The organism is Paenibacillus campinasensis (genome assembly GCF_002272015.1).
GTDB classification, from domain to species: domain Bacteria; phylum Bacillota; class Bacilli; order Paenibacillales; family Paenibacillaceae; genus Paenibacillus_AQ; species Paenibacillus_AQ campinasensis.
Genome location: NZ_NPBY01000013.1, coordinates 122,677 through 149,279, shown reverse-complemented (window position 1 = coordinate 149,279; position 26,603 = coordinate 122,677). Strand labels below are relative to the sequence as shown.

The 26,603-nt window shown below is 54.2% G+C and carries 26 protein-coding genes; 3 read left to right on the top strand and 23 right to left on the bottom strand.

All coding sequences use genetic code 11. From position 1 onward, the window contains the following. From CHH67_RS05030 to CHH67_RS05010, 5 genes are all read right to left on the bottom strand, one after another. Window positions 1–194, bottom strand: a 194-nt coding sequence (locus tag CHH67_RS05030; protein ID WP_179292059.1) for a GerAB/ArcD/ProY family transporter, incomplete at its 3' end; no start/stop codon positions are given. Between the two features lie 20 nt (window positions 195–214). Continuing rightward, complete coding sequence (locus tag CHH67_RS05025; protein WP_095263893.1) at window positions 215–436, bottom strand: hypothetical protein; 222 nt, start codon at window positions 434–436, stop codon at window positions 215–217. Beyond that, a complete protein-coding gene (locus CHH67_RS05020) occupies window positions 433–1,644 on the bottom strand; it encodes a Ger(x)C family spore germination protein (RefSeq protein ID WP_095263892.1) in 1,212 nt (403 codons plus the stop codon). Before CHH67_RS05020 ends, CHH67_RS05025 begins: the two co-directional genes overlap by 4 nt. Before the next feature lie 58 nt (window positions 1,645–1,702). After that, window positions 1,703–3,172: a spore germination protein gene (locus tag CHH67_RS05015; protein WP_095263891.1), complete on the bottom strand. Its 1,470-nt coding sequence runs from the start codon at window positions 3,170–3,172 to the stop codon at window positions 1,703–1,705. Window positions 3,173–3,232: 60 nt separating this feature from the next. After that, window positions 3,233–4,261: an AraC family transcriptional regulator gene (locus CHH67_RS05010; protein WP_095263890.1), complete on the bottom strand. Its 1,029-nt coding sequence runs from the start codon at window positions 4,259–4,261 to the stop codon at window positions 3,233–3,235. A 148-nt stretch (window positions 4,262–4,409) separates the two neighbouring features. Between CHH67_RS05010 and CHH67_RS05005 the strand changes: the two genes are divergently transcribed. Then, entirely contained in the window at window positions 4,410–5,000 is a 591-nt protein-coding gene (locus CHH67_RS05005; RefSeq protein ID WP_095263889.1) for an NAD(P)H-dependent oxidoreductase, read from the top strand. Between the two features lie 149 nt (window positions 5,001–5,149). Here the strand turns inward: CHH67_RS05005 and CHH67_RS05000 are convergent, their stop codons facing one another. The 13 genes from CHH67_RS05000 to CHH67_RS04940 all read right to left on the bottom strand — a co-directional run bounded on the left by CHH67_RS05000 (window position 5,150) and on the right by CHH67_RS04940 (window position 21,367). Beyond that, window positions 5,150–7,474, bottom strand: coding sequence for a glycoside hydrolase family 3 N-terminal domain-containing protein (locus CHH67_RS05000; RefSeq protein ID WP_095263888.1), 2,325 nt, complete (start codon window positions 7,472–7,474; stop codon window positions 5,150–5,152). Window positions 7,475–7,490: 16 nt separating this feature from the next. Continuing rightward, window positions 7,491–9,107, bottom strand: coding sequence for a response regulator transcription factor (locus CHH67_RS04995; protein ID WP_095263887.1), 1,617 nt, complete (start codon window positions 9,105–9,107; stop codon window positions 7,491–7,493). Further along, on the bottom strand, window positions 9,097–10,902 hold the full coding sequence (locus CHH67_RS04990) for a sensor histidine kinase (protein WP_095263886.1): 1,806 nt from the start codon (window positions 10,900–10,902) through the stop codon (window positions 9,097–9,099). The genes CHH67_RS04995 and CHH67_RS04990 overlap by 11 nt, the downstream gene beginning before the upstream one ends. 46 nt (window positions 10,903–10,948) lie before the next feature. Next, window positions 10,949–11,779, bottom strand: a complete 831-nt coding sequence (locus tag CHH67_RS04985; protein ID WP_095263885.1) for a carbohydrate ABC transporter permease — start codon at window positions 11,777–11,779, stop codon at window positions 10,949–10,951. A gap of 18 nt (window positions 11,780–11,797) precedes the next feature. Continuing rightward, complete coding sequence (locus CHH67_RS04980) at window positions 11,798–12,673, bottom strand: carbohydrate ABC transporter permease (RefSeq protein ID WP_095263884.1); 876 nt, start codon at window positions 12,671–12,673, stop codon at window positions 11,798–11,800. A 143-nt stretch (window positions 12,674–12,816) separates the two neighbouring features. Beyond that, window positions 12,817–14,115, bottom strand: coding sequence for an extracellular solute-binding protein (locus tag CHH67_RS04975; protein WP_095263883.1), 1,299 nt, complete (start codon window positions 14,113–14,115; stop codon window positions 12,817–12,819). Window positions 14,116–14,407: 292 nt separating this feature from the next. Then, entirely contained in the window at window positions 14,408–15,427 is a 1,020-nt protein-coding gene (locus CHH67_RS04970) for a glycoside hydrolase family 130 protein (RefSeq protein ID WP_095263882.1), read from the bottom strand. A 414-nt stretch (window positions 15,428–15,841) separates the two neighbouring features. Beyond that, window positions 15,842–16,252: a hypothetical protein gene (locus CHH67_RS04965; protein ID WP_218832004.1), complete on the bottom strand. Its 411-nt coding sequence runs from the start codon at window positions 16,250–16,252 to the stop codon at window positions 15,842–15,844. A gap of 65 nt (window positions 16,253–16,317) precedes the next feature. Continuing rightward, complete coding sequence (locus CHH67_RS04960; RefSeq protein ID WP_095263880.1) at window positions 16,318–17,337, bottom strand: 5-oxoprolinase subunit C family protein; 1,020 nt, start codon at window positions 17,335–17,337, stop codon at window positions 16,318–16,320. Further along, complete coding sequence (gene pxpB, locus CHH67_RS04955; RefSeq protein WP_095263879.1) at window positions 17,334–18,083, bottom strand: 5-oxoprolinase subunit PxpB; 750 nt, start codon at window positions 18,081–18,083, stop codon at window positions 17,334–17,336. Before pxpB ends, CHH67_RS04960 begins: the two co-directional genes overlap by 4 nt. A gap of 232 nt (window positions 18,084–18,315) precedes the next feature. Further along, complete coding sequence (locus CHH67_RS04950) at window positions 18,316–19,458, bottom strand: NRAMP family divalent metal transporter (protein WP_230875632.1); 1,143 nt, start codon at window positions 19,456–19,458, stop codon at window positions 18,316–18,318. Window positions 19,459–19,574: 116 nt separating this feature from the next. Beyond that, window positions 19,575–20,339 carry a LamB/YcsF family protein gene (locus CHH67_RS04945; protein ID WP_095263877.1) on the bottom strand — a complete coding sequence of 255 codons (765 nt, stop codon included), beginning with the start codon at window positions 20,337–20,339 and terminating at the stop codon, window positions 19,575–19,577. Between the two features lie 257 nt (window positions 20,340–20,596). Further along, the gene (locus CHH67_RS04940; protein ID WP_095263876.1) at window positions 20,597–21,367 is read right to left on the bottom strand and encodes an IclR family transcriptional regulator; all 771 of its coding nucleotides are present in this window, start codon (window positions 21,365–21,367) and stop codon (window positions 20,597–20,599) included. Between the two features lie 209 nt (window positions 21,368–21,576). On the opposite strand from CHH67_RS04940, the gene CHH67_RS04935 reads away from it, so the two are divergent. Both CHH67_RS04935 and CHH67_RS04925 read left to right on the top strand, forming a co-directional pair. Then, window positions 21,577–22,755: an oxalate decarboxylase family bicupin gene (locus CHH67_RS04935; protein WP_095263875.1), complete on the top strand. Its 1,179-nt coding sequence runs from the start codon at window positions 21,577–21,579 to the stop codon at window positions 22,753–22,755. Window positions 22,756–23,133: 378 nt separating this feature from the next. After that, on the top strand, window positions 23,134–23,502 hold the full coding sequence (locus tag CHH67_RS04925; RefSeq protein ID WP_095263873.1) for a DUF423 domain-containing protein: 369 nt from the start codon (window positions 23,134–23,136) through the stop codon (window positions 23,500–23,502). Window positions 23,503–23,683: 181 nt separating this feature from the next. Here the strand turns inward: CHH67_RS04925 and CHH67_RS04920 are convergent, their stop codons facing one another. From CHH67_RS04920 to CHH67_RS04900, 5 genes are all read right to left on the bottom strand, one after another. Beyond that, entirely contained in the window at window positions 23,684–24,145 is a 462-nt protein-coding gene (locus tag CHH67_RS04920) for a small multi-drug export protein (protein WP_095263872.1), read from the bottom strand. Beyond that, the gene (locus tag CHH67_RS04915; RefSeq protein WP_095263871.1) at window positions 24,146–24,601 is read right to left on the bottom strand and encodes a hypothetical protein; all 456 of its coding nucleotides are present in this window, start codon (window positions 24,599–24,601) and stop codon (window positions 24,146–24,148) included. Then, the gene (locus tag CHH67_RS04910; RefSeq protein ID WP_095263870.1) at window positions 24,602–24,805 is read right to left on the bottom strand and encodes a helix-turn-helix transcriptional regulator; all 204 of its coding nucleotides are present in this window, start codon (window positions 24,803–24,805) and stop codon (window positions 24,602–24,604) included. Window positions 24,806–25,010: 205 nt separating this feature from the next. After that, complete coding sequence (locus CHH67_RS04905; protein ID WP_095263869.1) at window positions 25,011–25,931, bottom strand: NAD(P)/FAD-dependent oxidoreductase; 921 nt, start codon at window positions 25,929–25,931, stop codon at window positions 25,011–25,013. Between the two features lie 53 nt (window positions 25,932–25,984). Further along, window positions 25,985–26,467: an RrF2 family transcriptional regulator gene (locus tag CHH67_RS04900; protein WP_095263868.1), complete on the bottom strand. Its 483-nt coding sequence runs from the start codon at window positions 26,465–26,467 to the stop codon at window positions 25,985–25,987. Window positions 26,468–26,603: the final 136 nt, after the last annotated feature.

The following is a 26,603-nucleotide window of genomic DNA, read 5'->3' as shown; positions in this document are numbered from 1 at the left end:
TAGAGACGAACGATTCCGATATACATCAGAACCATCAGCAGATTGATCAGGAGGCTGAATATCGAAGCAATCCAGGCGTCCTCTCGCGCTGTATGCACCTGCCCCGACGGGGTGACGAGAATCGAGGTTCCAACCGTCAGACCGAAGGTCATAATATAAAATTGTCGGGAGGAAATCTGCTTCTGTCTGGCCATATGTCACCTTCCTCCTACCGTCATGGCATCCAGGCGCTGATAGGCTGCATAACCGCTTTGATCCAGTCCAGCGGCCTCATGCCTGGCACCTCCAGCGCATCTCCAAGCATCGTTATGACCGCCAGCCCCCAAATCGTTAAAAAGACGAGCATATCCCGCATCGCGTGGAGTTTCCGTATGCGCCTAATGCCGTTCACGAGCGAGACGAGCAGTACAATCGAGAGCAGCATGTGCCAATTCATGGTTCATCGACCTCCTCATTGATCGGCTGCACAATCGATCCGATCCGCCGAATTGCCACATTGGCATTCACCTGAATCTGAACGGTTCTGAAACGTTCATCCCAGTTATCCCGATACTTCTTCCATACCTTCGGGTGTTGACGATGAAGCGCCTCGCCGAAGCCGAATACGTCGGCACCGTACTCCGACTGCACATACCGTATGTGCTTGGCAATGTTCGTATTGAATCTGTCCTCGATTCGCTTCTCCAGGTCTGTGATCACATCCGGGGAATCCAGTTTCATCGCGCATTCAACCGCACTGAGATTGGCTTCGATCTCCATCTCGAGCCGAAACTCGGGCTCCCCCTTCTCATTCAGGTGAGCATGGGTGGTGCTGTCAGCCCGATGAATCTCGTATGCGGCGACCCCTCCGCCTGCACATTCAATATCCCCGACGGTGGTTACGACTCGATTAAGGATATAGTTCACCCCTTTGCTGCGGGACTCATCCAGCCAACCGACAAGCCGGTCCCGCTTGAACACAGCCAATCCTGCATGCTGTATCATCGTATCCGGTTGAATCTTCTTCACATTTTCGACGTTCCGTCCTTGCTGCACACTTCCTCTCAACTGCACGCCAGACAGCACCGGATCCGATCCATCCCGCTTTAGCTCCGTAATGAACATCTGCAGAGTAATTTTTCCGGTGGCTGCCCATCTTTTTTGGGAGATCAGAATGGAAGAGAAGAGGGAGTTGGCCGGAATATATTCGAACGGGGTTATAACCTCCAGAATGTCCGAGGCGCGTCCTCCCTTCGCCACAAGCAGAAAGAAATCCCTCCGCAGCTCATGATTCCGCGATATGAAGTCCATCGTATTCCCAACGCCCTGTCTTGCCAGTTCTTCCCCGAAAATCAGCACTCTGAGATGCGACAGATACAAGGCACGCGGCGCCATGCTCAGCATGCGCTGAAGCGCGTCAGGGATGGTCTTCCCAACCGACGTGTACGTAATGACAGGCAGACTCCCCATGGAAGAACTGTTCTGCTTGGCCCCGGTCTCACTGGCGTTGAGCACCTGAGCCGACACCGCATAGCCATCCTCATGGGTATCGATTCCCAAGGCCATGACCACGGCAAGCTCATTCAGCTCTTTGCGGCTCCAGCATCCGGAAGTGATGGTTACACTAACGAGCATGATGATCACTAGAATCCGTTTACCAATCATATCGATGTCCTTCTCCTGTTGAAATGGGCAGTGTGGTGTCGAAGTCTGGGATCCTGTATCAGGATTTGAGCTTACGCAAATACTTTTTCTTGGTCCGTTGAGACAGCCTGAGCAGCGCATCCTTCTGGCCTCTCCAGCTGAACGGAGCAAACGTAGACATATAAGGGACGCCCATCGATTCGAGACTGCTCAGATGCAGCCCCAGTATGATCAATCCGATAATCATGCCGTACAAGCCAAACGATGCCGCAATGCCCATCATGACAAAGCGCAGCATCCGGGCCGAGATGCCCACGTTAAAGGCTGGCAGCGCAAAGTTCGCGATCGCCGTAATCGAGACCACGATCACCATTCCGGCGGAGACGAGACCGGCCTCAACTGCCGCCTGGCCGATCACCAGTGTGCCTACGATGGAGACGGATTGACCGATGGACTTGGGCAGACGGATGCCCGCCTCGCGCAATATCTCGAAGGTAATCTCCATAATGAGCGCCTCAACAAAGGCCGGAAACGGCACGCCCTCCCGCTGCCCAATCAGGCTTGTCAGCAGATTGGTCGGCAGCATCTCCTGATGAAATGTCGTGATCCCAATATAGAACGAAGGTGTCAACAGCGCGATCCCGAAGCACAGATACCGCAGCAGTCGAAGCAGGCTTGAGAAATCACCCCGTTGGTAATAGTCCTCGCTGGACTGGAAAAATTGGGCGAACAGCGCCGGAACGATAAGCACGAACGGTGTGCCGTCCACGAAGATGGCAATCCGGCCTTCCAGCAAGGCGGATGCCACCACATCCGGGCGCTCGGAATTGTATACGGTCGGAAACGGGCTATACTTCTGATCCTGGATCATTTCTTCGATATAGTTGCTCTCCAGGACACTGTCCAGTTCGATAGCATCCATTCGCCTGCGCAGCTCCTCAAGCACATCGACATGGCACAGCCCTTCGATATACATGATGGCCACCTGCGTGTTGGTCTGCTCGCCGATCTTCCGCTGCTCTAGCCGAAGATTCGGATTCTGAATGCGGCGCCTGACGAGCGCTGTATTTTCGCGCAGGGCTTCGGTAAAGCCTTCACGCGGCCCCCGGACCACCGATTGGGAGGTCGCTTCCTCCACCCCGCGCTGCTTCAGCGACTCTGTCCCTGCGTACAGCACCGAGCCTACACCGTCCACAAACAGGATCGAGTTGCCGCTCAGCAGCTTCTCCATCATGTCGGAGAACGTGGCCGCCTCCCCAACCTTGCCCATCGTGATGGTCCGTTCCTTAAGCACTCGGTAGCGGTCGCCCGGCGTCTGCTCACCCTCCCCTTCGAAGAACAGCCAGTCCTGATGAATGGCTTCGAGCAGATCAATCGGGTCTCCGAGCCCATCCATATACAAAATAACCGCCGGAGCAGAGCCCAATGCGATCTCACGCCACACGATATCCGGACTCTCTCCTAAGCGGTTGTTGACTTCCTTCATGAACTGGGGAAGGGAATCCGGCAAGTGGTCCAGCTTCTTTCCTGCCTCGTCGGTTTGCCTCATATCGATGGCCCCCTTGTACGGTCATTTGCAATATGGGAGTATCGCTTTCTTACCATCCCCTCATTTGGAAAATAATATGCGGTTTTTCGTTTCATATCGGGTGCGATACTGTCTTGGCGTCATGCCGGTCCACCGTTTAAACGCGTTCTGAAAGGCGCTGGGCTCCGAGAAATGAAGCGCGTAAGCAATCTCCCCGATCGAGAACTCCTCCCGTTTCAAATAGCTGACCGCAAGCTCTTGCCGGACACGAACCGACAACTCGTTGAAGGTGGTCCCTTCCTCCTTCAATTTAATCTGCAGGCTTCTGACGCTCATCCCGAGTGCACGGGCCGTTTCCTGCAATGTCGGAAGCCCGGTTAACAGACTCTTTTTCAACCAGCGGATCACTTGCTCTGTCAGCACCCCGTCCGCCGTTAATTCCGATCTCGTCTCCTGTGCCAGCTGCTCGAACACCTGCAGTATTCTCGGGTCTGAATAGAGCACCGGATAATCCAGAACTTCGGCGTGAATCCTCAGCACGTTGCCGGCCCCGAATTTCGGCATCAGTCCGAACATGTCCACATACGGCTTCGTATTCTCGGTGGCATCATGCATGAATTCCACCCCGATGAGCGGAATCGGACGGTTGCTGAGACGTCTCATCAGCTCATACACCGAACTGGCCATATCCTCCACACACTGGCGGGACGAGACTCCCGCTTCGTTCAGACAGAGATGAAGCACACATTCCCGGTCTCGAAGCTCCCATTCCAGCTCAAAACTGCTGCTCAGAATGACATAGAATCTCTGGTAAGCCGCGAGGGCGTCCGCAATCGTCGTCGAATGCATCATCACATAGCCGAGCACCCCCAGATCCGCTAGCTCCAGCAGTCGGCCCTGATGCAGTCCGAAATGCTCATCCTTCGTATAATCAGCGGCTGCCTTCATCAGACGCTCCAGTTCCGCATCCGGAATACGGGCCTCCACATCCTGAAGCAGCCCCGAATCGAAAGAAGCATATTCGCAAAACCGCTCGGCGTCAAAGCCTCTTCGAACCATCGATTTCATAATGGGATATACCATAGAGATAGCCACGTCCCGACTCGCCACACCGCTTCCCCCTTTGCGCCATTTTGCAATTTTAATGCGCGATTGATCATTTCGCCGACGATCATTTCACTTTATTCTCATTATAGATGATACAGCGCCTCATAACCTAACACCTGGAGGGCAAGAGCTGTTATAGGAGGAGAAGACGATGAGTGGACCTAAAAATATAGTCATCATTAACGGACACCCCGATCCGGAGAGCTTCTGTCTGGCATTGGCGGATGCTTATTCGGAGGGAGCAGCCCATATAGACGGCACCGAGGTGCGCCGCATCGACTTGAGTCAAGCTGACTTCAACCCGAACCTGAAGTACGGCTACCGCAAACGAACCGAGCTGGAGGATGAACTGCGCGAGGCTCAGGCCTTGATCCGCTGGGCAGACCATCTCGTCTTCGTATACCCGACCTGGTGGGGGGCGCCGCCCGCGATATTGAAAGGGTTCATCGACCGGGTATTCCTGCCGGGGTTTGCATTCAAGTACCGCGACAATTCTCCGTTATGGGATAAGCTGCTCACCGGCAAATCCGCACGCCTGATCGTGACGATGGATACCCCTTCGTGGTATAACCGCCTCATCTATTGGCGTGCGGGACATCTGGTCATGAAGCGAAATGTGTTGAAGTTTTGCGGGATCAAGCCGGTGCGCGTGACCGAGGTTGCGCCTGTCAAGCCGTCCACCGCGCAGCAGCGGGCCAAGTGGCTGGAGCAGGTAAAGCAGCTTGGGGCCCGGCGCAAGTAGGCAAGGCGATGGATGCACGTCTGGATGGACCACTATTCTCATTAACGGACGATCCCCTCAATGTACAAAGAGGTCTGCCCCACGTAAAACCTGGGCAGACCTCTTTCCTGCAAGCAGACGGAACTCGGAGCTTTATTCTCCCGCGTCCGCTAGACGCTTTCTGTTATCCTAAGCTCAGCATGGGAGAGATCCTGCGAGCTGCCGCCAATCCCGATCCTGACCGCACAGGGCTCGGCCGTAAACTTCATCGCCCGGTTCCAGAAGGCCAGCTCCTCCATGCCGAGGTGAAAGGTAACCTCACGCTCTTCGCCAGGAGCAAGCTCCAGCTTCCGGAAGCCTTTCAGCTCGGCCAGACGGCGTGTGATGCCTGACTCGCGGGCCGAAATGTACAGCTGGACGGTTTCCGCTCCGGTGCATTCACCTGTGTTCTTCAATCGAACCGCCGCCGTAATCTGTCCGCCCTTCGCTAGCTCGGCGACTGAAATCTTCCGCTGGGATAGCCGGATCTCCCCGTACTCCAATGCTGTGTAGCTAAGCCCATAGCCGAAAGGATACAGCGGCGCAGACGGCATATCCACATAAACTCTTGGCCGACCGGGATCCTTCTGGTTGTAGTATACAGGCAATTGTGCCGCCGAGCGCGGGATAGATACCGGCAGCTTGCCGCTCGGATTCGCCTGTCCGAACAGCAGCTGCCCCACAGCTGCCCCTCCCTCAGGGCCGGGATACCATGCGCACAACACCGCTCCACAATGCTGAGCGACCTCGGTTATCGCATGCGGACGGCCTTGAATCAGCACCGCGACAACCGGCGTCCCCGTAGCCGAAACCTCTTGGACGAGCCGCTGCTGAAGGCCGCCCAGGGACAGATCGGCCAGATCCACGCCTTCTCCGCAGTCCATCTCGGACGGATTGCCGGCATCGCCTTCAGGAACGATGGCTTCGCCGTTGCTGTCGAACGCGCCGTCAAAGCGGCGGGCGCTGCTGCCTCCAAGCACCAATACGCAGAGGTCGGCGGTCTTCGCCGCCTCAACAGCCTCGGCCAATCCCTCCTCGGACAGATCACGGATACCGCAGCCTTTGGCATACACGATGTCCGTCTCTGCAGGTGCGGCCATGCGAATGCCTGCAAGCACGGTCGTACCGCTGCCTTCCCGCTGGACGCTCGTGTAATCGCCAAGCTGATTGTACAGCTGATCGGCATTCGGGCCGATTACCGCGATGCGGCGGTGCTTCTTGCGGATCGGCAGCAGACCGCCCTCGTTCTTAAGCAGAACCGCAGATTCGAGCGCCACCTGCCGGTTCACCTCCCGGAACTCGGGACGCCCGACAACGGCGATCGGACCGTTCTCGTTCACATAGGGACGGTCGAACAGGCCGAGCCGGAACTTCAGACGCAGCACCCGCTCTACCGCCCGGTCGATGTCAGGCTCCGGGACCAGCCCTTGATAAACGGCTTCCTCCAGCGTCGTGAACGCCTTGTCCCACAGGCTGAGATCAACGCCGGACGCCAAGGCGAGCGCAGCGGCCGATTCATGGCTGCCCGTCAGTGCCAGCAGCCGGTCAATCGCGCAGCCATCGGCCATAACGACGCCGTCAAAGCCCCATTCCTCGCGCAGAATGCCTGTCAGCAGCTGCTCATTCGCGTGGCAAGGCACACCGTCGATCTCGTTGTACGCCGCCATGAATGCGACGGCGCCCGCCTCCTTCCCGGCCTTGGCGGCGGGAAGATGGATCTCGCGCAGCTCGCGCTCCCCGATCGGAGCCGGCCCTGCATTGCGGCCGCCCTGTGCGGTGCCTTGGGCACACAGATGCTTGAGCACGACCGCGACCTTGTCAGTCTCGGCCAGCTGCTCCAGCCTCTCGCCCTGCATTCCCCGCACGACAGCCTCCGTGAACCGTGACGCAAGATATGGGTCCTCGCTGTAGCATTCCTCGGACCGCCCCCAGCGCGGATCATGCAAAATATCCAGCGCAGACACCAAGCCCACATGCGCGCCGCGGCTGCGAATTTCGGCGGCCGCAAAGCCGTAGGCTTGCGCCAGCAGCGCCGGATTCCAGGTCGCGCCCGCGGCCAGGTTGACCGGCAGCAGAGTGCCGTCCAGCGCCTGATGGCCGTGCGGACATTCCTCTGTAAGCAGCACCGGAATGCCAAGCCGGGAATGCTCCATCACATACCGCTGCACCTGATTGGCCACTTTGGCGCTTTCCGCCGCCGGAATGCCGTTGCCGTAGTGGACGCCAGACCACGGATCGCTGCGGAACAAGCCGTAGAGCGCGCCCATTCCGCTGCCCCAGGCCACCTCCGCTTTGAATTCTTCCGTCAGCTCGAAGCGGTCTCCCTGTTTAACGTAAGCGTTCCATCCATACATACGCTGGTTCAGCTGTCCTACCTTCTCCGTCAGCGTCATTCTTCCAAGCAGATCCCGAACCCGTTCTTCGATCGGCGCTTGGGCAGACTTATATAGTTCCATGATGCGTTCCCCCGCTTCATCGCTTTGTCGTGGAATCCTTGGCATTCAGGACATCCGCATCCCGGGCCGCACTGAGCCCGCGGTACTCCTTCGGTGTCATGCCTGTGTACGTTTTGAATACCGATACAAAATACTTGTACTCCTTATAACCGACCTTGTCCGCAATCTCAAACACTTTGTCATGCGTGGTTGCCAGCAGCTCTTTCGCCTGCTCCATACGCATTTCGTTCATATACTCCGTGAAGCCTTTTCCGGTGCTCTGCTTAAAAATATAACTGAAGTAGCTCGGCGTAATCTTGAGCCAGGCCGCCACCTCCGAGGCTTTCAAATCGGAACGATAATGCTCGTTCATATACTTCTTCGCTTTTTCAACGATCCAGTAGGATTTATCCATCCCTTGCCGCTCGACGAGCTTCAGCCACTCCCGCAGCCGCTCCTTCACAAGTCCCTCCAGCGCGTCATAGGAGTTATATAGGTACATATCCGGGCCAGTTTTATGCACAGTCTCCAGCTCGGTCATGCCGCTCTTCCGCATCCGCTGCCTGATCAGGGCGGCCAGTTCCTCATAGGTGCTCCACAGGTTGTCTGGCAAATAACGCTGCTCCCGGAAGAAGGAAAACATGTCCGCTACAAGGCCATCCACTTCGTTAAGGTCCTGTTTCAGCATGGCCGCCACAAGTTTACTTGCAGCATTCGCTGCATCAAATGCAGGAATGCCGGCGTCCTTCAGGGTGATGTCCCGGTATTTCGGGAACAGCACATTCCTGTTCTCCAGCAGATGATAGGGAAGAAGCGCTTTGGCCTCCGCACATCGCTCCACGGTATCCGCCAGATCGCTGTAGATTCCGGAAGCGCCGCACAGGATGCCGGCTCTTCGAAGCGTCGGCTCCACCGCTTCCAGCAGCTGATCCCATGCTTGCCCATCCATTCGGATATCGGAGATGAGCAGTGTAATCAGCATATTTTCGTGATCAAACACGGACACGAGTCGAAGGTCGGGGCGCTGCAGCTCCGCATGCAGCAAGTTCACCCAGTCGTCCTGGATTCTGTCATAATGCGGCGGGGGCTCCTTCCCGAACCGTTCGATAAACCGGTCCATCTGCGTTGCCAGAATACGAAATCCCGATCCTCGAAGGGATGCCGGCGGCTCCTTCCCGCTTGCGATGCCTTGCCGCACGATATTCGACAACCACAGCTTCGCTTCCTGAACGTCTTCGTCCCGACGCTGTCCATGAATGTCGCCAACAATGTTCTTGACCACTTCCGTCAGCTCGTCAATCTCGACCGGCTTGAGCAGATAATCGCTGACGCCAAGACGAATCGCCTGACGCGCATATTCAAAATCCTCGTAACCGCTGATCATGACAACACGCACATCCGGGAACCGTTCCTTCAAGCACTCGGCCAACCGGAGGCCGTCCATCCCATCCATGCGGATGTCAGTCAACACGATCTGAACGTCCAGCTCTTCTATCCGCCGCAGCGCTTCCATACCGTCATAGGCCACACCGACGGCACGGACGCCAAGCTGCTCCCAGTCGATCGTGTGCCGCAGCCCTTCGCAGATGACGGGTTCGTCATCCACGATCAACATATGGATCCGCTTGCTGTCCTTTGCCGATTTACTGTCCATGCTTATCACCACCCTGATCCTGGCTTTCTCTCACCGGAAGTCTTAACCTGATCCAAGTGCCTTCCCGTGAGGTGCTGATAATTTCAAGTCCGTAGTCCGGCCCGAAGAAGATCGTCAGCCGTTCATGGATATTGGACATGGCTCCCTGCCGGATTCCTTCCTTGGCCCTTCCTTGAAGCGAGGATGCGACTTCCTGAAGCCGTGCAGGGGTCATTCCTTTGCCATTGTCGATGACATCAATAACCATCTCATCTCCGAATCGGAAAGCATTTACCGTGATTTCATTGATCGGCTTGCTCCGGTCATACCCATGCTTGATCACATTTTCGACCAGCGGCTGGATCGTTGCCTTCAGCATCAACATATCCTCCAGCCCGCTTTCCGTGGACAACGTATACTTCAGCTTATCGCCCAGGCGGCGCTGCTGCAGATACAGATAGGTCTGCACGAACTCCATCTCCCGCCGCAGCGTCGTTTGATAGCTGCCGTTATTTACACTCGCGCGGAAGAACTTCGACAGCATCTCAATAAGCTGGCTTGATTTATCGGCATGCTCCAGCCTCGCCGTCCAGCGAATCATATCGAGCGTATTGTAGAGAAAATGCGGGTCCATCTGGTTCTGCATCAGCTTCAGTTCGGATTCGCGCTCCCTCAGCTCCAGCTTATATTTGTGCTCGATCAGCTCCTGAATGGTCGAGACCATCTCATTAAACGTTCGATTCAGCTCCGCGATTTCATCCCTGGATTTGATCGGCACCCGGGCGCTGAAATCACCGTAAGCCACGCGGCTCGTTTCCTTTTTCAACCGCAATATCGGAGTGATGATCGTGTAATGGAAGCCGATCAATGCGGTGAGGCCCAGCAGCAGGATGGAGGAGAGGATGACCAGCATCAGGATTTTCACGCCTCGAAATTCCCCTGCCACGGTTGCCTCCGGAATCATGGAAACCACGTTCCAGCCTGTGTTTTCAACTTTCTTATAGAGCGTTAGATAGCGCTGTCCCTCAAGCGGATAATGGAAGAAGCCTTCCCGCCCGGAGGCCAGCTTGTTCAAGAGCGCCTCATCGGGTTGAAACAGGCCGCTCAGACCGCCCCCGGAGCCGAGCACGATCTGGCCCTGCTCTCCCACGATAAACACGCTGCCCTGCCCCTCCTCGAAAATCCCCTTCTCCAGCAGATTGACGATGCTGGCTTCATCCATGCGGATCGTTAACCTGCCGAGCGGCTTGGTGATGGCATTGTACGAGTTCAAGATCCTAAACATCGACAGGAGGCGAGTCTGCCCGTACCAGTCGCTGTTCAAGGCATAGCCCTCCGTCCAGACAATCCCGCCCTTTTGCGCTTCGGCCTGGCGAATCCACATCGATTCATCCCCGCTGAACGGTTCTCCCATCTCAATGAAGCTGCCGTTGTAGCCGGACACCTCAATGGAACGGATATAGTTGCGGGACATGAGCTGGAAGGTAAGAAACTCCTCAATGTTCCGCTTCAGATTGTCGCGCTGACCGCTGCTCAGAGGAGGCGAGGCTCTAAGAAACGACCTCATATCCGGACTCAAGATCAAGTAGTTGGCGATATCCTCCACCATTTTGGTCTGCTCCCCGAGCTGATTGGTGACGTTATCCAAATTCCGCTTGGTGGAGTTGACGAATTGGTCCATAAGGACCTGATTGAATTTATATTGGGCGACCACACCGACGCCGAATGTAGGCAGAATGACGAAGAGGAGAAAAATGACGAGCGCTTTCCGCTTCAAACCGAAATTTCCGAGGTGTTTGCTGTAACGGTTCTTCATGCTGCTTCTCCCCTTCCATTCGCCTTATCTGTCCTTCAGTCCCGCCTTATCCTTTGACCGCACCAGCCGTCATTCCGTTCACAAGCTGCTTCTGCAGCAGCAGATAGAAGATCAGAATCGGAATCAGCGCAATCGTGAGCGCCGCCATCTGCAGCGTTAGGCTTGCCGTCTCGATGCCGGCAAAATTAGCCAGGCCAAGCGGCAGCGTTTTGAGTTCGGTGGACGTGATCAGAACCAGCGCAAACAGGTATTCATTCCAGTTATAAATAAAGTTCAGGATAATGACCGTTGCCAGGGCGGGTCTTGTGATCGGCAAAATAATCGACCAGAAAATGCGATACACGCCGGCGCCGTCCATCACGCCCGATTCTTCCAAATCCTTAGGGAATCCGCGCATAAAACCTTCGAGTATAAATACGGTCAAAGACAGGTGAAAGGCTGTATATGGCAAGATAAGTGACCAGTACGTATCCAGCAGGTACAGCTTCTGCATGATCAAAAATATCGGAATCAAGGTTGCGTGGATCGGCACCAGCATCCCCAGCAAAAACAAACCGTAGGTGAAGCCCCGCAGCTTGAACTGAAAGCGGGAAAGGAAATAGGCCGCAATCGCTCCGAGCAGAACCGTAATGATCAAGGAAGCAAACGTAATGATAATGCTATTCAAAAAGTAAGTATCCATGTTCGCAACTTCCCACGCTCTTGCGTAGTTCGAAAACTGCAGCGTGTCGGGAAGCGAAAACGGGGAGATGGCGTATTCCTGCTCCTGCTTGAAGGAGTTCACCACCATCCAAAAGAGTGGAACTATATTCATAATAGCGAACAAGCCCAAAAATGTGTATGCGAATAACTGGAACAAGCCCGACTTTCTCTTCATGGCGTTTTCCTCCTTTCGTTAAGCGTCCTTCTCCCGGCCAACCCGGTTGATCAGTGTAATGACGATCAGGCTGAACAACAGGACCAGAATGGACACCGCGCTGCCGTAACCGTAACGCATGTTGAGAAATGCGCTGTTGTACATATAGATGGTCATGACTTCTGTCTGATGCGCCGGTCCGCCGCCGGTCAAAATCTGAATCAGGTCAAAGACGCGGAATGAGTTGCTGATACTGTAGACCACGCCTACCATAATCGTCCCGCGGATCATCGGAATTGTAATCCTCATCGTCCGCTTCAGGCCTGTGGCTCCGTCCAGCTCGGCCGCTTCATTGACCTCATCCGGAATGTTCTGCAGGGCGGCCAGGAAGATGACCATATAGAGTCCGCAGTTCTGCCAAATATAGGCGATGCTGATCGACAGCATCGACCAAGTTGAATCTCCGAGCCAGTTCTGCTTCCAGCTGTCCAGTCCGACCATGCCGAGCAGGTTGTTCAGCATGCCGTACTCGGTGTTGTACACCATGCCCCAGATCAGGGACACCATAACCGACGAAATGACGACCGGCATAAACCCGATGGTGCGGAACAGCCCGGAGCCTCTCAGCCCCCGGTTCAGCAGCAGCGCCAGCAGCAATCCCAGCGGAATCTGCCCGATCAGCCCGGTCACCATAATGATGATGTTGTTCTTTACCGACAGCCAGAACGTGCTGTCACCCAAAATTTTCACATAGTTATCCAGCCCGGCAAAGGTCATCGAGCCGATCCCGTTCCAGTTCATCAGGGAGTAGTACAAGGACAACCCGATCGGAACGATGGCAATGCCCAGATAGATGATCAGCGCCGGCAGCAAGCCGAGGAATATCGCAAGCTTGGTTCCTCTCAGCGTTTGCATCAGGGTTCCCTCCTTAGTGTGTGTGCCCTCCAGTCCCGAAGAAAGAAGAAAACCCGCTTCATCTCGGGTTTTCTTACATCATCTCCGGTTTGGGATAGCAGAATGATCGTGAATCTTATGAATCGTTTATCGTTGATCCGCTTTTAATTCATGTCGTCAAAAGCTTTCTGCACTTCCTCCGCAATGTCCTCCGGCGTTCCATGGCCGATCGTCAGCGCCTGCAGACCGTTCTGCAGCACGTCAACCACCTGTGTCGGAATAACGCTGTCAAATACCGGGGCGGTACCGCCATCTGTAAGCTCCAGCATCTCCTTCAGATACTTGCTTGCATCTTCAGGCACTTCCACTTTCGCTGGAACGACAACACCGTTGCGAATCAGCTCTTTATACAGATCCTCGTTCACGAAGAACTTAAGAAATTCTTCCGCGGCTTCCCGCTTCTTCTCATCCAGCCCGCTCTTCATGGCAATGCCATACTGCACGACGCCTGCGCTTTTTGCAGGGTCGCCTTTACCGCCTTCCACACTCGGGAACAGGGCGATGCCGAACTTGTCACCTTCTTCGTTATTGATCCGCACCCGGCCGTCAACCGTAGCCGAGGAGATGTGCATCGCCGCCTTGCCCTGGATGAAATAATCCTGCGCCTGTACCGAATCCATATTGTTGGCGTCGGTATTGAATGCGCCAAGCTGAGTCAGCTCCTCAATGACAGCCAGCGCCTTCACGAATTCAGGATCGGTGAACTTGGCCTTCTTCTCCAGCACGTTCGTCAGGAAGTCGCTTCCCGTGAAACGGTCGCCAATAATCGAGATATAGGAGGATTGCAGCGGCCATTGTTCCTTGTTGCCAAGCGAAATCGGGGTAATGCCCGCTTCCTTCAACTTCGTTACCGCATCGATAAATTTGTCGTAGGTGTCAGGGAACTCATCATAACCAACCTGTGCAAACATCTCCTTGTTGTAATAAATAATATCTACGAAGTTCTGCTTGGTCGGTATGGCGTATTGCTGCCCGTCCACGTTGAAGCCCTCGAGTGCGCCTTCAGGCAAAATGGAGGACCAGTTATCCATCAGTTCATTGATCGGCTGCAGCAAATCTCCCGCTACAAGCGGATCAAGGTCTGCTCCCGGCCATACGACGTTAATGTCCGGAAGATTGTTGCCGGCTGCCAGCGTGCGCAGCTTGGTCTTGTATTGCGCCGCAGGCACGCCGTCCTGCTTGATCACAATGTTCGGGTGCTGTTTTTCGAATTCGGCGATGCGCGCCTTGTATACTTCATTGTCCACATTCGGCGATGTCCACGGGTGCATCATATTGATCGTAATCTGATCGCCATCGGCTCCGCCGCTGGCCCCCGTGTCTTTGCCGCAAGCCGTAACCAGTGTAAGCATGGCTGCCAATCCGAGAAGCAGTACTTTTTTGCCTTTGTTTCGTTTGTTCATAACCAACCCTCTTTTCGTAATTGTTTAACAAGGATTAAATCTAACAGGCAATGACGTGTTTATTTCCTTATTCACGTTATATTAGACATTATAAAGCGGAGCATTCATCATCTATATCCCACAAATCTTCGATTACATCCAAAATATTGCGATGATTTAGTTATTTATAAGAAGCTGGTTTGAATTTAGGTTATATTTTGTAACATTATTTGTTAGTTATTAAATAAATTGTATGCGGTTTCATTTGAGCTTCAAGGGGAGCCGCATCATCGCGGCATCCTTCTCTTGTTGTTTAGTTTTGCGGTTCGTTCAGAATATAATCCACCAGCTCGTCCAGCGGCACGGTCGCAAGCGCAATCGCCGTATCGGTTACTCCGTAGTAGATATAGAGCAGACCGTCCTTGACCACATTTCCCGTCGGGAATATGACGTTCGGAAGCTGGTATCCGAATTTTTCATAATACGTCTCCGGTTCCATGATGAAATTCCGTGTCCGGGCAATCACCTTCTCCGGATTGTCGAGATCGAGCAGCATGGCCCCGACGCGATAGACGACATTGTCGTCGACGCCGTGATACAGGACAAGCCATCCTTTGTCCGTCTTGATTGGAGGTGTGGACCCGCCGATTTTCCGCGATTCCCATGATGGATTCTCGCCTTTCGCGAGCAGCTTCGGCTCTTCCCAATGAATCAGATCATCGGAATAGGTGATCCACATCGCCGCTTTCTCCGTGCCGTATTCCTCGCCCACGTATTCTTCCGGACGCCGGAGCAGCACATATTTGCCATTGATTTTCTCAGGAAACAGAATGTTGTCCCGATCGTTGATGTCCAGTGGCGTCGTATCGGTCAGAAACTCCCAATCGATCAGGTTCTTGGAGGTCAGAATCGAAGAACGAGTGAGCCAGTGGCCCTCCTCTTCGCCCCAGCCATCCGGATATTTCGGAATCGAGCGCTCAGGGACGCCTCTTCCGGTCGGATAGTAGCTCATCGCACACGGTCTCAGCGCATAGTTCATATAAAAGGTGTCGTCAATTTTGACCACGCGCGGATCCTGTACACTTCCGTACGGGAAGCCCAATTGATCCGGCGTCACGATCGGCTCATCCTTCACATGGGTGAAATGGACGCCATCCTCGCTTTCCAGCAATCCGAGGTAGTTTTTACAAGGCGTGAGCGAACCTGCTGTCCGCTCGATCATATAAAACTTGCCGTCTTCGATAATAACCGCCGGATTAAATACGGTGACCATTCTCCATTCATAGCCCCCTGGCACTACGATCGGATTCTCCGGATGTCTCTCAATCTTCATCTGTTGGCCCTCCTCATGTAAACCTCTAAATGTTGGCAGCCCTCTTCCGCAGCGTCTCCTGTAAGCGGCTCAGGTCTTACGTCAGCCCCGACAAATGTTTGTCAGGCATGTTCGTGAATCCGCTTTATTTTCGCCGGGTGAAGTCCCCCTTTGCCTATCATGCAACTGCTTATAGGCCTATTATAGGTCCCATTCGTCTGGCATAATATCCTGTGAACTTTCGAAAACATCCAAATTATCGGGGGCATTTTCACAAGAGTGAGAATCCGGATGGAGGGACTGCCAGGGCGCTTCAAGCAAAAAAACCGGCAAAAGCAACAGCGCTTCTGCCGGTTTCTATATTGTGATCAAGCCTGCCTTGCCTGAGTTTCCCTATCGCCCTGGACCACGGCAGGCAGAGCTATATATTGGCCCTTATCCCGCCATAAGCCTGTACAAAGTGCATGACACCGTGGAAGATGAAAACGTATGTCTGATTTCATTTCCGTACGAATCGGTGATTTTCACGATATATTTGGAGTTCTCTAAATAATGAAGAGTAACGTTCGAGCCGTAGCCTACCGTACCGAGATCCAGACTCTCGAATCGGTAACGCTCACCGTCAAGCTCTATATCATCGAAGCCCCAGGTCTTAGACGAGCTTGTCTCCCACTCATAGCGGGTGCTGGTTATCGTTCCGCTTGTCTCTTCGTATTTCACAATAGCAGGCAAGTCCTGCCAATGAGGCAAAGCCAGCCACCACGTAAAGACGGAAAGCGCGAGAATCCTCCGAAAAAAAGCACAGCAAACACCGTTGTCCCCACGACGGATTTCACACTTGACCAATCCATCTTGGGCTGGGATGATCGCCCTCGGCCCTTCGGTAAACGATGAGCGCCGAAACCTGCAACCTACACACCCTGCTTCATATTCACCAATATGCCGGCTTTCATCTGCTGAATCTGCTGTTCCCGCTGAATGTAAAGCTTCTCGGCCTCATTGACCGTGATTTCACGAAAACGAAGACGTCTGCCCGGCTTGATCTGGGCAACTACCGGAATATCCACGACCGCCACCTGGGCAATTCTCGGATATCCGCCCGCCGTCTGCCGGTCTGCCATCAGAATGATCGGGTTGCCGTCCGGCGGTACCTGGACCGTTCCCGGAATGACCGCCTCCGAGATCATCTCCAGCGGCTCTGCCAGCGTCAGCTCCGGTCCGGTTAAACGGTAGCCCATTCGATCCGATTGCGTGGATACCTGAAAGGATTTCTCATAGAACTGCTGCCGGCTGCCTGGCGCAAAATATTCAAACTGGCTGCCCCGGGTGACGCGAATGACTGCATCTCCCCCCTCGTGCGGATGAAACCCTCTGCCGGTATGCCAATCCGTGGATATATAATCGGATGAGACGCCCTTCAGCTTCCGCGCCCATTGCTCTCTATATTCAGCGGCCCGCCCAGCTGAGGGCTTCCATGCAATGACGTCTCCCTCCGCCAGCGCCCTGCCCTGATAGCCGCCGATGCCGGCCCGGAGATAGGTGCTTTTGCTGCCCATCACCACAGGCACATCATACCCTCCGGCCACCGCTACATAAGCACGGCTGCCAGCCTTGCATGCCCCGAACTGCAGATGGCTGCCCTTCCTGACATACACCGGCCGCCACATTGGCAGCGGCTGCCCGTTTACCTTTGGCGACATATCGCCTCCGGTTACGGCAAGCAGTGCGTCCTGCTCCACGATGAGCGATGGGCCTACCAGGGTAAGCTCCAGTGCCGCTTCATCCTCGTCGTTTCCGACCAGCAGATTGGCCAGTCTCAGGGAGACCGGGTCCATGGCACCGCTGACGATTACGCCATATTTCTGATAACCGTACCTCCCCAGATCCTGAAGGCTGGTCAGCAGTCCCGGCTTGACGACCTTGAAACTCATATCCTTCCCCCTCTGAACTCCTCATATTGTGCTGGTGTAATCGCCCGGAACTTAACCACGTCCCCTGCCTGAAGAAGGCTTGGCGGATGATCCTCCGGCCGGAACAGGGCGAGCGGGGTGCTTCCAATCAGCTGCCAGCCGCCCGGGGTGACAATCGGGTATACACCCGTCTGCTTCCCGGCGATGCCTACCGATCCTGCGGGAATTGACAGACGGGGAGACGAGCGCCTCGGGGTAGCGATTCGCTCCGACATGCCGCCGAGAAAAGGAAATCCCGGGGCAAACCCGATCATATACACCAGATATTCGCCGCTCGTATGAATGTCGATGACCTCGCTCGGAGTCAGCTTGTTATGCTCTGCGACATACGCCAGATCAGGCCCGAATGATCCTCCATAGCATACCGGGATCTCCACCGTTCTCGCTTGGCCAGAAGCCTCGGTCGCCATCCCGGCCGCCCGTTCGCGCACAAGGTCAGAAACGATTTCATATGCGGATTGGCTCTCCGATAACGGTGATGCCATATTTCTTACCGCCAGCAGATCGTAGAAGACGGTTACGCTCGTAAAGGCGGATACGCATTCGATCATTCCGGGAAATGGTTCTGACTCCAGATTCGCCGTCAGCGCTCTTACTTTGCGATTGATTTCGGGGTCAATCCCCTTGCCAAATTCAATCCGTACGGCCGATTCCCCATACGGGTATATCTCGATTTGATCACGGCCCTTTAATTCGGCCTCTCTCATGCTTCGGTCACCTCTTTCACCAGGTCATGCCCTGAATAAAGTATACATGAATAGGATGATTCCTCTGTTCGCTCTGACGATGATCCGATAGAAAAAGGCCGAGACAAGAGAACCTTGCCTCAGCCATACAGCCTTCATCTCTTCGAACCACTGCCTCACATTGCACCGTCATCTCTATCGCGGATGCTGGCTGCCAGCGGGCGTTCATCGGCAGGAAATGTGGGAGCTAGACTTACTGGAACAGCTTCGGCAATTCATTAACCAGCGTGTAGCCGCCCATTGCCGCCATCATCACAACGACCAGCCCGCCGAACAAGGTCATCCATAGCGGATGCTTGTAATCTCCAACGATCTTCTTCTTGTATGCTGCCACTAGAAGCACGCCAAGCGCGATAGGCAGAATGAGCCCGTTCAGGGCGCCGACCAGCACCAGAATTTTCACCGGTCTGCCTACAAGCACAAATACGAGTGTCGACAACAAAATAAATCCGATCGTAATCCGGTGATGATGCTTCTCCAGCGCCGGGCTGAAGGTGCGGATGAACGACACCGACGTATAAGCAGCCCCGATGACCGAGGTAATCGCAGCCGCCCACATGACGATGCCGAATATTCTGTACCCGATGTTGCCGGCTGCCAGCTGAAAGACAGACGCCGGCGGGTTCGACGGATCGATGGCCAAGCCCTTGGCGACGACACCGAGCGCTGCCAGGAACAAGATCACACGCATGACAGCCGTCACCAGGATGCCTGTTACCGAGCTTCGCGTCACTTGGGGCAAAGCGCTCTGGCCGCGAACCCCGGCATCGAGCAGACGGTGACCACCCGCGAATGTGATATATCCGCCAACCGTTCCGCCGACCAGTGTAACGATCGCCAGAATGTCAATCTGATCCGGGACAAACGTTTTAACGACCGCTTCGCCTACCGGCGGCGCGGAAGTGATCGCAACATAAATCGTCAGCGCGATCATGACAAAACCGGCAATTTGCGTAATCCGGTCCATCGCTTTTCCGGCTTCCTTGATCATAAATACCGCAATCGCAATAGCGCCGCTGATCATCGCACCCGTAGTCGGTGATATGCCGAGCACCACATTGATGCCAAGACCCGCCCCGGCGATATTGCCGATGTTAAAGGCGATGCCCCCCAGCACAATGAGGAAGGCCACGAAGTAGCCAAGCCCCGGAAGCACCATGTTTGCGATGTCCTGTCCTCTTTTTTCCGAAACGGCGATAATTCGCCATACATTCATCTGTGCTCCGATATCCAAAATGATAGACATTAAAATAACAAAGCCAAAGCTGGCCGCAAGCTGCTGCGTAAAGACCGTGGTCTGCGTTAAAAATCCAGGTCCGATGGCTGAAGTCGCCATCAAAAAGGCTGCGCCCAGCAGTAAGCTCCAGCTAGATTTCGGTCCGCCGGACGCTTGATTCTCCAGCTCCAATGATTTTTTATCGGATTTCAAACGCATATCCTCCTTGTTCCATTTTATTCAGATCCAGCCGCCTGGATCAAGATGCCCGAAGATTCGCACGCCTCCCGGATTCGCTTCGCGAATACCGCAGCATGTGCCCCGTCCCCGTGAATGCACACCGTATCTGCCGAGATCGCAATGTCGCTTCCCTGCAGCGTCAGCACCTTGCCTTCCTTCACCATGCGGATAACTTGCGATACAGACTGGTCATCGTCTGTAATCAATGCATCCGACTGATTCCGGGGGGTCAAGCTTCCGTCCTGCTGATACGTTCTGTCTGAGAATACTTCATTGGCTGTCTTCAGGCCGATTCGCTCTCCAGCCCGCACCAGCTCGCTGCCGGAAAGCCCGAACAATATCAGCTCCGGATCAACCTTATATACCGCCTCAGCAATCGCCTCAGACAGCTCCCTGCTCTTCGCGGCCATATTATACAGCGCACCGTGCGGCTTCACATGCTGCATGCGTCCACCCTCGGATTGTACAAATGCGGCCAGGGCACCGATCTGATAGACAACCATGTCGTACGCTTCCCGCGGCGAAATATCCATATTGCGCCGGCCAAAACCGATGAGATCCGGAAGGCCCGGATGCGCTCCAACTGCGACACCGTGCTTCAGGGCCATCTGTACGGTGCGGCGCATAACGCCCGGATCCCCGGCATGGAAACCACAGGCTACATTCGCCGATGTAATCCGTCCGAGCATCTCCTCGTCCACACCCAGCTTGTACGCACCATAGCTCTCTCCAAGATCACAATTCAAATCGATCCGATACATTTCCTCACCCCACCCATCTTCGTTCCATTATTCGGAACATAGATTCCGAAATTTTTAATTATATTGGATTATAGCTAATGCTTCGTGTTTACGCAATATGTACTTCACCATTTTCTCGTGTGTGGCGTTACGTTATGTAACTCCCCGTGTTAGATGTTGAGAAGGAGGAGGTATGGTTAATGGGGAGCGTCCCGTCTGTCAACAATAAAAAAACTCATCTCCCATATTGTGAGCAACAGGGTAGATGAGTATGTACATTATAATGGAATTCTGCTCGAAGGTTCCCAGCCCAGCTTGCGGGAAATTTCCTCTGCCGCACGGACCACCTTCACGCTCAGTTCAGGCAGCCGTTCGTCCTGAAAGCGGTCATCCGGCCCTGCCACACTGAGGCCGGCATACACCCGTCCGCGATGATCAAAAATCGGTGCCGCCAGGGCAGCTGTATCGTTCTCCAGCTCAGAGCGACTGATCGTGTAACCGTCTTCCCTGGATTTCTGCAATATTCGGCGTAGCTTGTCTTTATCGGTAATCGTTCCGAGACCTCTCGGCGTTAGCTCCGTTTCACGCAAATACTGCTCCCTCTCCTGATCCGGCAAAAACGCGAGAATGATGCGGGAATCGCCCGCATATAGCGGCGATCTGCGGCCGATCTTCGTATACAGCCTCACCGGATGATTCGTATCGACCTTCTCAACGTAGATGGCTTCCCTTCCATCTTTCATGATGAGGTTCACGGCCTCGCCTACATCATCCCGAAGCTCCTGCATAATCGGCAATGCGACCTGCCGAATGTCCAGCCGATCCGCCACAAGTTGACCGAACTGGAGAAATGACAAGCCCAGCGAATACTGGCCATCCTCATGCCTTGCCAGGAAGCCCATCTCTTCAAGCGACATCAGCATCCGGTGAACGGATGTTTTCGGCATGCCAGATAGCTTGACCATATCGTTCAGACTTAATGCCGGATGCGTAATAAATAGCTGAAGGAGATCCATCGATTTCACAAGCGTTTTATTTTTGTTCTGCATCTGGTAGGTTACCTCCTTGCTGAAGGGGAGCTCCGGCAATGCGCCATTTGCTGCAATGCTTCATTGTAGCCATCCCGCCTGTCCATATGCCTAACCATTATACATAGGGGGGATGGGGAATTCAATGCATGCAGGCTACATAAGGGACAGACGTTGGCTCATATCTATACATTATAGTTGAAGTGCAGTTCGAAAGGAGATCATCGTACATGAAGGATGGAATGCCTGATAACGGCAAGAAGTGGGTTATCCCCCAACCGATTCGCAAGGACGGGGCCGGCGCTCCCGACCTCGGGCCGCGTGATGTGCTTCGTGATCTGCAGAACCCGGATATGCTTGTCCCTCCCACAACCGACGCCGGACTCCTTCCTAACCTCCGCATGTCCTTCTCGGACACGCATATGCAGTTAAACCACGGCGGATGGTCGCGAGAGATTACGGTTCGAGATTTGCCGATTGCAACGACGCTCGCCGGCGTGAATATGAGCCTGACGCCTGGGGGAGTCCGCGAACTGCACTGGCATCAGCAGGCGGAGTGGGCCTATATGATATGGGGCACCGCCCGGGTGACGGCTGTGGACCAGAACGGGCGCAATTTCATCGCCGATGTAGGACCGGGCGACCTGTGGTTCTTTCCGAAGGGGATTCCGCACTCGATTCAGGGGCTGGAGCATGGGTGCGAATTTCTGCTCGTCTTTGACGACGGCTCCTTCTCAGACTTGAACACCTTGTCCATCTCGGACTGGTTCGCGCATACCCCAGCCGAGGTGCTGGCCGCCAATTTTGGCGTTCCTGAATCAGCCTTTGCCTCCAGACCGTCCAAGCAAGTCTATATATTTCAGGACACGGTCCCGGGTCCGATCGGCAGTCAGGCTGTCCCCTCTCCCTGTGGAACGGTACCGCGCTCCTTCACGTACCGCCTGCACGCGCAGGAACCGATTGTGACGCCAGGCGGAAGCGTGCGGATCGTAGACTCCACCAACTTCCCGGCATCCACCACCGTCGCGGCGGCGCTCGTGGAGATCCACCCAGGCGCGATGCGGGAGCTGCACTGGCATCCGAACGCGGATGAATGGCAGTACTACCTGACCGGGCAAGGGCGGATGACGGTGTTCGGCGGAAACGGCATCGCCCGCACCTTCGATGTCCGCGCAGGCGATGTGGGCTATGTGCCTGTTGCCATGGGCCATTATGTACAGAACACCGGAGACGAGACGCTCTGGTTCCTCGAAATTTTTCGCAGTGACCGCTTTGAAGATATCTCGCTGAATCAGTGGATGGCACTGACACCTAAACAGCTTGTTCAGGATAACCTTTGCGCGCCGCCGGAACTGATGAACGCCCTCCGCAAGGAGAAATGGCCTGTCGTGAAATATCCCGGTCTCTGATCGAGCAGGGATCTTGAATTGAAAAGGAAAATAATGTTTATCATTCTTCTCACTCAGGTTCATACATTTCACAGCCTGCCCGACTCGGGACAGGCGTGCTGTATTTCGTTGAGCTGTAAGAAAGGTAACTTTCTTGCAGCTCTTTTTGTTTTGTTAGTCAGAGCGAACGCTAGGGGCGAAATAGCGCAGCCATCGGCGGAACTTGAGAACTTTGGCGGACCGGCCGCAATTGACGAATTCGGTTCATTATACAAATACACGGTTGCCGGAGCTTTATCCATCTATTGACAGGTGCATCTAGCCCGCCTGCAGCTTGTTAAACTTCATGAATTGTCCGGATTCATGCATTGGAGTAATATAGTAGCGAGGTGATTGATGATGAACACATTGCTCGCCCTCGGCGGCATCATGATGTTTCTTGCTGTGGCGCTCGGCGCATTCGGTGCGCATGCGCTGAAGAACAAATTGACCGGTGACAAGTCGAAAACGTATCAGACGGGCATCCAGTATCACCTGGCTCACAGTCTCGGCCTGCTGCTGCTCAGCGTGCTTTCGGCCCAGCTCGGCAACGGTTCGCTGATCGTGACCGCAGGCTGGTTGCTGTTTGTCGGCATCCTCCTGTTCTCCGGAAGCTTGTATGCACTCAGCTTGACCGGCATCCGTAAGCTGGGCGCGATTACGCCGCTTGGCGGCCTCTGTTTTCTCGCGGGCTGGCTCCTGGTGATTATTGAAGCGTTTCGGGGATAGGCATCCTGCTGACCGGAAGGAAGCCGGATTTCTAGCTTTGCTTTCATCCTGCACAGAACAAGCAATCCCCCCTCACTCCAACATACGAAGGAGAAGGGGGATTGTTCTATCATCTGCGGCGGCTAGCAAGCGTACTTTTGTATCTTCGTGCTGAGCAGCACACCCGTTTTCGGTTAAGCCATTACCGTATCGATTGGATCAAATCGATGCCGAACACCGACAGAAGCGTAATGATCACCGTCCAAATCACCAGGCTGATTGTCATCCACAGCAAGGTCACATGTTTTTTGGCCCCGAATACAAGGCCGATAAAAACAGCGATATGCGAACCGATCAACAGCGGGCCCAGCAAAGAAAGACCCGGAAGTCCATATTTGTTCCAGATGTTGATCGCGCGGGTTTGACGCTTCGATTTCTGCTCCTGGCCGTTCTTCCTGCGGCTGCGCCACTGCTGGAATTTATCAAAGAAAATCACGAGCAAGTAAACGGTGGACAGATTTCCGAGAAACGCCATCAGCGCTACGAAAAAAGGGTTGAGACCTGCCACAATGCTTATCGGGATTACCGCGGCAATTTCAATCCACGGCACCGATCCCATCAGAAATACGAGAATATACTGCCAAACTTCCATCAACACATTCATTTACGTTTCATCCTCCCCTATGTTTGCCTTCCGGATGACCGACCAATACATACAGTACTGCGAAACCGCGAGCGCTCCGATCAATAGAACGGGAAGCGAGCGGTGCTCCGGAAACAGAAATAATACCAGCAGAATGAGCGGCAAGGCGACGTAGAACATAATATATACCTTCCGGCAAGCCATATACGTCAGCCATCGCATCCCCTCATCCTCTTCCCGAAATTCAACGGGATAGAAAAGATGCCATTTCACCTTCTGCTTCGGATGCCTGCGGTTATGAATCAGCACAGCAACCAGCCAGCTAAGGATGAATATGAAGCAAACGGCCAATGCAGCGTAAGACAACGTATACAACCAGGTCGGCAGACGCTGTGCCTCGATTTTGATTATCATAAACAACGTTATTATCACCATCGACAGCACCGACCAGAACGGGGACCGCAGCAGCTTATTCATTTACTCTTCCTCCTCCAGCCAGAAGACTTCTTCTACTGTGCATTCAAATTCCTTGGTAATCTTCAGCGCAAGAGTGACCGATGGTGCAAATTCACCCTTCTCAATAAAAGCGATCGTCTGACGCGTAACGCCGACCCTCTTGGCGAGTTCCCCTTGGGTAAACTGAAAACGGGCTCTCAGCTCGCGAACTCGATTTTTGAGCATAGAAACATCTCCTACTCGATCGTCTCTGACCCATTGTATATTATCCTTAACATAATGTAAATTTTAATTAACATTTTGTTTGGCATACTTAACCCGAAATGAGAATGGGAATGAGTATGATCTAAACAACAAGAGGCCGGTCCGTCAGGACCAGCCTCTGCTGATAAGGAGCTTCGAACGCTTGAATGGTGGCAAAATCACCTCGTCAGCGCCTCTTCCAAGCCGCCAAATTCATCTCATTGTTCATCGCTGCAGCAGCAAATGCGCCCATAGCAGCCGCAGCAATAAGCTGATAATACTGCGAAGCGGCATCACCGGCGCTGTACACGCCGGGAATGCTCGTTTTGCCGAATGGGTCCACCGCTACACTGCCCGTTTCCGTCAGTTCACAGCCCAGAGATCTCGGCAAATCCGATCCGATCCGAAGAGTCGGCTTGAAGAAAATCCCTTCACACGGCACCGCCGTCCCGTCTGTCAGAACGACCTGCCTCACCATGCCCTCGGTCGATTCAATCGATTGAATCGGGGTGTCATACAGCGGGATGCCGCGCTGGCGCAGTTCCTCGCGCTGCTCCTCTGTCAACCCGTCGGGCCCGTTTGTGCAGATCGTAAAGCGATCTGTCCAGCCCGATATCAGCGGCGCGAAATGCATCAGCTCCGCTCCGCTGTTCAGAATGACCAGCGGCTTATCGCGAAGTTCCCAGCCATCGCAATAAGGGCATACAAACGCGCTTTTTCCATAAACCTCGGCCAGTCCCGGAACATCCAGCGGCTGATCCTTCATTCCAACGGCAAACAGCAGCTTCTGGCTACGATAAGATCGGCCCTGGGCGGTTTCGATCTGAAAATGCCCATCAGACCCCGAAGCCGACACTGCCTCATCCTCCACGATCGTGATGGATGGATAGTTAAGAAGATCCGCTCTGGCCTGTTTGCGAAATTCAGCCGGGCTGATTCCGTCGCGGGTCAGAAATCCGTGAGATTCACGTGTCACCGCGTTGCGGGGACGCCCTTCATCGATGACGACCACCTTTTTCCTCGCCCGCCCCAGCACCAGGGCTGCGTTCAGCCCGGCCGGTCCTCCGCCGATGATAACGACATCTGTTGTTTCCATTTTCGAATTCATAATACCCTCCTATATAGATCTATAATATCTATAATTAAAATACAAGAAGCGTATCACTTCTTGCTTGTGAAACCATGCTGCCGGTTTAACGCCTGATCCACCACGGCCTGAATCGTATGCTGCCGCAAATATTGATGCAGCTGTTCCTCGGCGCCGTCCATCACCTTTTTCACCAGACACTCGCTGCCGCGATGCTTAGGAAGGTGCACTTCCGCCATCTCCTCGCTCAGCAGCTGATGCTGCTGGGAATGAAGATTGGAGCACTCGAACAGCTGCTCCCGGCCTTCGATCACCTGGATGACCTCCAGAAACGTAATCTCATCCGCCGGACGCGCAAGCTCGTAGCCGCCATTTACACCGGGAACCGCGCGGACAATGCCATCCTGTCTCAGCTTGGACATGATTTTGGACAGGTAACTTACCGAAACGCCAAGCGTGTGAGCAAGCTCCTTAATCCCAATATGCCCGTCCTTCTCTGAAAGCGTCAGATGAATCAAGGCATGCAGCGCATAATCCGTGCTTTTGGAAAACTGCAACCCATTTCCTCCTTCCGAAGCTTACATTGTAGATACTTGATATCCATAATAGACAATTCAGTCTCCATATGCAACCCTTTGCCGAAAAAAATACACGCACACCGGTCAAGTGTACGTGTACCCTCTAACTCCAAAC

Excerpts from the sequence above, each read along its gene's own strand:
- CHH67_RS05025 (WP_095263893.1), bottom strand. The coding sequence starts at position 436 with ATGAATTGGCACATGCTGCTCTCGATTGTACTGCTCGTCTCGCTCGTG.
- CHH67_RS05020 (WP_095263892.1), bottom strand. The coding sequence starts at position 1,644 with ATGATTGGTAAACGGATTCTAGTGATCATCATGCTCGTTAGTGTAACC.
- CHH67_RS05015 (WP_095263891.1), bottom strand. The coding sequence starts at position 3,172 with ATGAGGCAAACCGACGAGGCAGGAAAGAAGCTGGACCACTTGCCGGAT.
- CHH67_RS05005 (WP_095263889.1), top strand. The coding sequence starts at position 4,410 with ATGAGTGGACCTAAAAATATAGTCATCATTAACGGACACCCCGATCCG.
- CHH67_RS05000 (WP_095263888.1), bottom strand. The coding sequence starts at position 7,474 with ATGGAACTATATAAGTCTGCCCAAGCGCCGATCGAAGAACGGGTTCGG.
- CHH67_RS04995 (WP_095263887.1), bottom strand. The coding sequence starts at position 9,107 with ATGGACAGTAAATCGGCAAAGGACAGCAAGCGGATCCATATGTTGATC.
- CHH67_RS04990 (WP_095263886.1), bottom strand. The coding sequence starts at position 10,902 with ATGAAGAACCGTTACAGCAAACACCTCGGAAATTTCGGTTTGAAGCGG.
- CHH67_RS04985 (WP_095263885.1), bottom strand. The coding sequence starts at position 11,779 with ATGAAGAGAAAGTCGGGCTTGTTCCAGTTATTCGCATACACATTTTTG.
- CHH67_RS04980 (WP_095263884.1), bottom strand. The coding sequence starts at position 12,673 with ATGCAAACGCTGAGAGGAACCAAGCTTGCGATATTCCTCGGCTTGCTG.
- CHH67_RS04975 (WP_095263883.1), bottom strand. The coding sequence starts at position 14,115 with ATGAACAAACGAAACAAAGGCAAAAAAGTACTGCTTCTCGGATTGGCA.
- CHH67_RS04970 (WP_095263882.1), bottom strand. The coding sequence starts at position 15,427 with ATGAAGATTGAGAGACATCCGGAGAATCCGATCGTAGTGCCAGGGGGC.
- CHH67_RS04960 (WP_095263880.1), bottom strand. The coding sequence starts at position 17,337 with ATGAGTTTCAAGGTCGTCAAGCCGGGACTGCTGACCAGCCTTCAGGAT.
- pxpB (WP_095263879.1), bottom strand. The coding sequence starts at position 18,083 with ATGAGAGAGGCCGAATTAAAGGGCCGTGATCAAATCGAGATATACCCG.
- CHH67_RS04950 (WP_230875632.1), bottom strand. The coding sequence starts at position 19,458 with ATGGCGACTTCAGCCATCGGACCTGGATTTTTAACGCAGACCACGGTC.
- CHH67_RS04945 (WP_095263877.1), bottom strand. The coding sequence starts at position 20,339 with ATGTATCGGATCGATTTGAATTGTGATCTTGGAGAGAGCTATGGTGCG.
- CHH67_RS04940 (WP_095263876.1), bottom strand. The coding sequence starts at position 21,367 with ATGCAGAACAAAAATAAAACGCTTGTGAAATCGATGGATCTCCTTCAG.
- CHH67_RS04935 (WP_095263875.1), top strand. The coding sequence starts at position 21,577 with ATGAAGGATGGAATGCCTGATAACGGCAAGAAGTGGGTTATCCCCCAA.
- CHH67_RS04925 (WP_095263873.1), top strand. The coding sequence starts at position 23,134 with ATGAACACATTGCTCGCCCTCGGCGGCATCATGATGTTTCTTGCTGTG.
- CHH67_RS04920 (WP_095263872.1), bottom strand. The coding sequence starts at position 24,145 with ATGAATGTGTTGATGGAAGTTTGGCAGTATATTCTCGTATTTCTGATG.
- CHH67_RS04915 (WP_095263871.1), bottom strand. The coding sequence starts at position 24,601 with ATGAATAAGCTGCTGCGGTCCCCGTTCTGGTCGGTGCTGTCGATGGTG.
- CHH67_RS04910 (WP_095263870.1), bottom strand. The coding sequence starts at position 24,805 with ATGCTCAAAAATCGAGTTCGCGAGCTGAGAGCCCGTTTTCAGTTTACC.
- CHH67_RS04905 (WP_095263869.1), bottom strand. The coding sequence starts at position 25,931 with ATGAATTCGAAAATGGAAACAACAGATGTCGTTATCATCGGCGGAGGA.